The sequence below is a fragment of the Shewanella sp. 11B5 genome (assembly GCF_002836795.1).
Classification (GTDB): Bacteria; Pseudomonadota; Gammaproteobacteria; order Enterobacterales; family Shewanellaceae; genus Shewanella; species Shewanella frigidimarina.
The window spans coordinates 1-4,170 of sequence record NZ_PJAP01000577.1; the positions used below are offsets into that span (position 1 = coordinate 1).

Consider the following 4,170-nt stretch of genomic DNA (forward strand, 5'->3'; position numbering starts at 1 on the left):
TAAAACTGGTAACTTACATTAAAATCAATGGTTCTTGGAAGGATATAGCGTCCATTTGAAGAAAGTGAATCTCGAGGGTCACCTTCTGTTAGTGCATTCTCATCTGTTAAATTACTCACAGCAAGCTGCATTTGAACTTCTTCGGTTAAGTTAACAATAACGCCTAAATCGACTTTGGTGTATCCAGCTAACGTTACCGTGTTTTCATTATTAGCAAAACGGTCGCCAACTGCCGATACTGTTCCGTAAAGCGTCGCGTACATCCCATTTGAAAAATCAATATCGTAACTAGGTGTCATACGCACTTGCCAGCCAGGCTGCCTTTGCGCTTCATTACCTTTATTGGTAGGGCTTTCGGTAATTTCAGTTTGTTGTATGGTTGAGTTGAGGTTCAACGTAAAGCCACTATCCGTGAAGTAATTAAAATCAACTTCAAGACCATACGCTTGGTTTGTTAATACCTCAGCTGGGGCACCTGGAACTGCAACAAAAGTATCGCCTTTTACCTCATTGAAAAATGTTGTGGCATAAAGTTCGTAATCATCAGCAACTAACTTGTAACCCAATTCATATTGAGTAACATCTTTAATCAAATCTTCACCCGACTGATATGCGTCAAAGTTATCGCGAAAATCATCAAAGAATGGCATTTTAGAACCATCACTTATCCGTGCAAATATGCCTTGGGAATCAGCAAACATCCAATTTGCTCCTAAAGTCCATGCTATGGCAGACTCATCATAGGAAACCGCTTTGCTGATCACACCGTCTAACCCTTCATCAACCGTATACTCAATTTGATGATTTTCGTTGCGAATACCAGCATCCATCGAGAGTGAATCGGTTATTTCATGGGATGTTGCAACATAAAAAGCTTGAGTAGACCCATCGCCAACACTGTTTATATCGTAATTCCAACCACAGCTATCTTGGTTATCGTTACAATCGATTCCCGTTAGCATTTCGCCACCAGACTCAACCACATGATAAGCTTGGTTACCTATTGACCACCAGTCATTCGCGCTAAAGGTAGAGTGGTAATAACCCGCAGTAATTGTACTGTTATCAAATGTTTTAGTAATAGCGAGATCATTGGTAAAGGCTTCAATTTGTTTCTTAACAACCCAACGACCAATTTGCTGTACCACAGTTGAGCCCGCATATTCTGTTCCTGTTACCGCGCCAGAAGCAGTGCTTCCACTGTCTGCAACCGTCGATAACATGACTGGATCACCATCAGGGACTAATCCATATGTATCAGCATCGCCTTTGGTATAAATAAAACGGTCAACAATGCCCCAACCATTGTCTAAGGTTAAATCTAAACTGCCGCCTGATACAGAACCATTCCAGCCTCGACCTTGGCCAAAATCAACGTTGATAGCTTCACCATTGGGTCCAAATTTAACTGTTGCTTGACGGTTATTGGTTCCAATTTGGTTATATTGATTATCGACAGTAGAAACATTTATCGGTGCAGGCAAATACCACACGCCGTGGTCATCAGTTTGACGAGTAAAAACATTGAACTTACCGTTATCAAATTTTTTGGTGATATTAACCGTAAACTGTTTGCCTTCTTCTGCATTGAATCCGGCATCACGAACGCCTGGTGAGCTCTTAATATAGCCACCAGCCATAAAATATAAATCTTCTGCTAATTGGCCACTAACAACGCCGTCAACACGTTGTAAGTTGTAATCTGAAGTTGAATATTTCACTAAACCTTCAGTTTCTTCGGAGCCTTCTTTTAATAAAAAGTTTGTGGTTAAACCTGGTTGGCCATTTGATACCACAGGATTAGGACCACCACGAAGCGCTTCCATGAATGACACTGCTTCGTCTAGTCTAAATAAGGTTGAGTTTTCTAAAAATGACAGCGTTGGCGGTGGAAAAATAGGCGCGCCTTGCAGTTGAACAGTTAAGAAAGGAGCATCTCCGCCCCCAGGAAAACCACGAACAAACACGTTAGCACCTGATACACCACCTGAACTTTCAGCCCAAATCCCCGGTACAGCCTGAAAAAGTTCTGCAGTGCTTTTTGGAGCCAATTTTTTAATATCGTCTTCAGAAAACGAGCTAATGGCATAACTAGCATCTTCTTTGGCAACACTTTTCCCACTAAATGTACCGGTTACTACAATTTTTTCGACTCTATCTTTGCTGACTTCTTGTTGTATTTTATCTGCGGCAAAACTGCTATTAGCTTGGCAAATTAAAGCTATTGCTACAGTTAATGAAGATAGCTTGAAATTTTTCATCATGTTTTTCCCTTTGGTTGACAAGCGCATTTAGCGATGATCAACGATTTATTATATTGATTACTTTTTCTTCCCCACACCCAATATAGGTTCCAATGCAAACGTTTGCAATAATTTTATGCAAACGTTTGCATTTTGGTTTCGCTTTCCGTTGCATTACTGGCTGTATATGTAATAATTCTTTGACAGGTTTTAAGGATATACTGGGATGTTTCACCTTTGAATAACGACAATAAAATCACCCTAGCGGGTTTAGCCAAGCTTGCTGGTGTGTCTACTTCTACCGTATCAAGAGCACTCAACAATAATCCGCTGATCAAACAAGAAACTCGCGATAGCCTCCAAGCGCTTGCAAAACAGCATAACTTTAGTTTAAACCGCGCCGCGAGTCGGTTACGTACACAAAAAACCAATGTGATTGCTGTCATTTTGAATCTAAGCGACAGTACCGATCAAAGTATTAGCGATCCATTCTTACTTAAGGTTGTAGGTGACTTGAACCAAGCACTCAACCAACACGGTTATGAAATGCTGTTATCGAATTCATTAATGGCTCATGAAGATTGGACAAGTTACTTTATCAACAGTAGCCGTGCCGATGGCATCATTGTTGTAGGCCAAGGAAAAAGCACCCAAAAAATAGAAGATGTCGCCCTCTCAGGAGCACCACTGGTGGTGTGGGGAGATCCTAAAGTGAATGCTACCTATCCTGTTATTGGTAGCGATAACTGCCTTGGGAGTTACTTAGCTACACGTCATCTTATTGAAGGGGGCTGCAAACGAATTGTATTTCTTGGCGACCCAGAACATGCCGAAATGAGTGAGCGTTACAAAGGCTACGAAAAAGCCCTCGCTGAATTCAATCTTGATATTAGTATTGATCTTACAGTATCTTGCGACATTACCAGTAAAGCTGCATACGAAAAAATGGACCAAGTTATCCTTGATCACGGGCTTTTTTTCGACGGTATTGTAGCAGCCAGTGACATGGTTGCTCTTGGCGCATTAAAAGCGCTAAAAGAACGTTACATCAATATTCCAAATGACGTCGGCATCGTAGGGTTTGATGATATTGTCATGGCTGAATTATTTCACCCTTCACTCACAACCATCCAACAAGACACTAAAACGGCCGCGAATATCATGGTAGAACAACTCATCAACCAATTGAATGGCCAACCAGCAAAATCAGTTGTTATGGACATCAAACTGATCACTCGAAAATCGACTAAATCGGTGTAAGTTATTTCGATAATAGAAAAAACTAATACTCACAAGACAAAATGCAAACGATTGCATTGATGAGATTTCAAAGATACACTGAAATGACTTACCTTTATTTGAGCGAACTTTATGCCTCGTTTTATCACTATAACTGCCATTGCTGCTTGTTACTTTGTGTTTGCTATTTTGCTCAACAGTGTTGGTACTGTAATCCTGCAATCGATCAATAGTTTTGATATCAGTAAAACAGAAGCAAGTACACTGGAAGGTTTTAAAGACTTATCTATCGCATTTGTGTCATTTTTTGTTGCTTCAATTATTCCAAGAATTGGCTATAAAGTTGCGCTACTCATCGGATTATCAATTGTCACTATCGCCTGTGCTATTACGCCAATGCTAGGTCAGTTTTGGGTGATCAAACTGCTATTTATGTGCATTGGTGTGTCTTTTGCGTTAGTAAAAATATCGGTTTACTCTGTTATTGGCCAATTAAGCGACTCGGTAAAAGCACATTCATCATTGCTCAATACCATTGAGGGTATTTTCATGTTGGGCAGTTTATCGGGGTATTGGTTATTTAGCTTTTACATCCATCCCGACAATGACTCATCAACCCACTGGCTACAAGCTGTTCCCTATACACATCCTCGAGGCCCAGAAAAAAGCCAAAAACCCCTAATCCGTT

Annotated in this window: 3 protein-coding genes; 2 read left to right on the forward strand and 1 reads right to left on the reverse strand. The window is 40.6% G+C overall.

The genetic code is table 11. The features are described 5' to 3' along the window. On the reverse strand, positions 1-2,264 hold a 2,264-nt coding region (locus CXF78_RS13460), incomplete at its 3' end, for a TonB-dependent receptor (protein ID WP_102037085.1). A 216-nt stretch (positions 2,265-2,480) separates the two neighbouring features. Here CXF78_RS13460 and CXF78_RS13465 point away from each other — a divergent pair. Beyond that, positions 2,481-3,503 carry a LacI family DNA-binding transcriptional regulator gene (locus CXF78_RS13465; protein WP_011638923.1) on the forward strand — a complete coding sequence of 341 codons (1,023 nt, stop codon included), beginning with the start codon at positions 2,481-2,483 and terminating at the stop codon, positions 3,501-3,503. Positions 3,504-3,614: 111 nt separating this feature from the next. Then, on the forward strand, positions 3,615-4,170 hold a 556-nt coding region (locus CXF78_RS13470), incomplete at its 3' end, for an MFS transporter (RefSeq protein ID WP_374702293.1).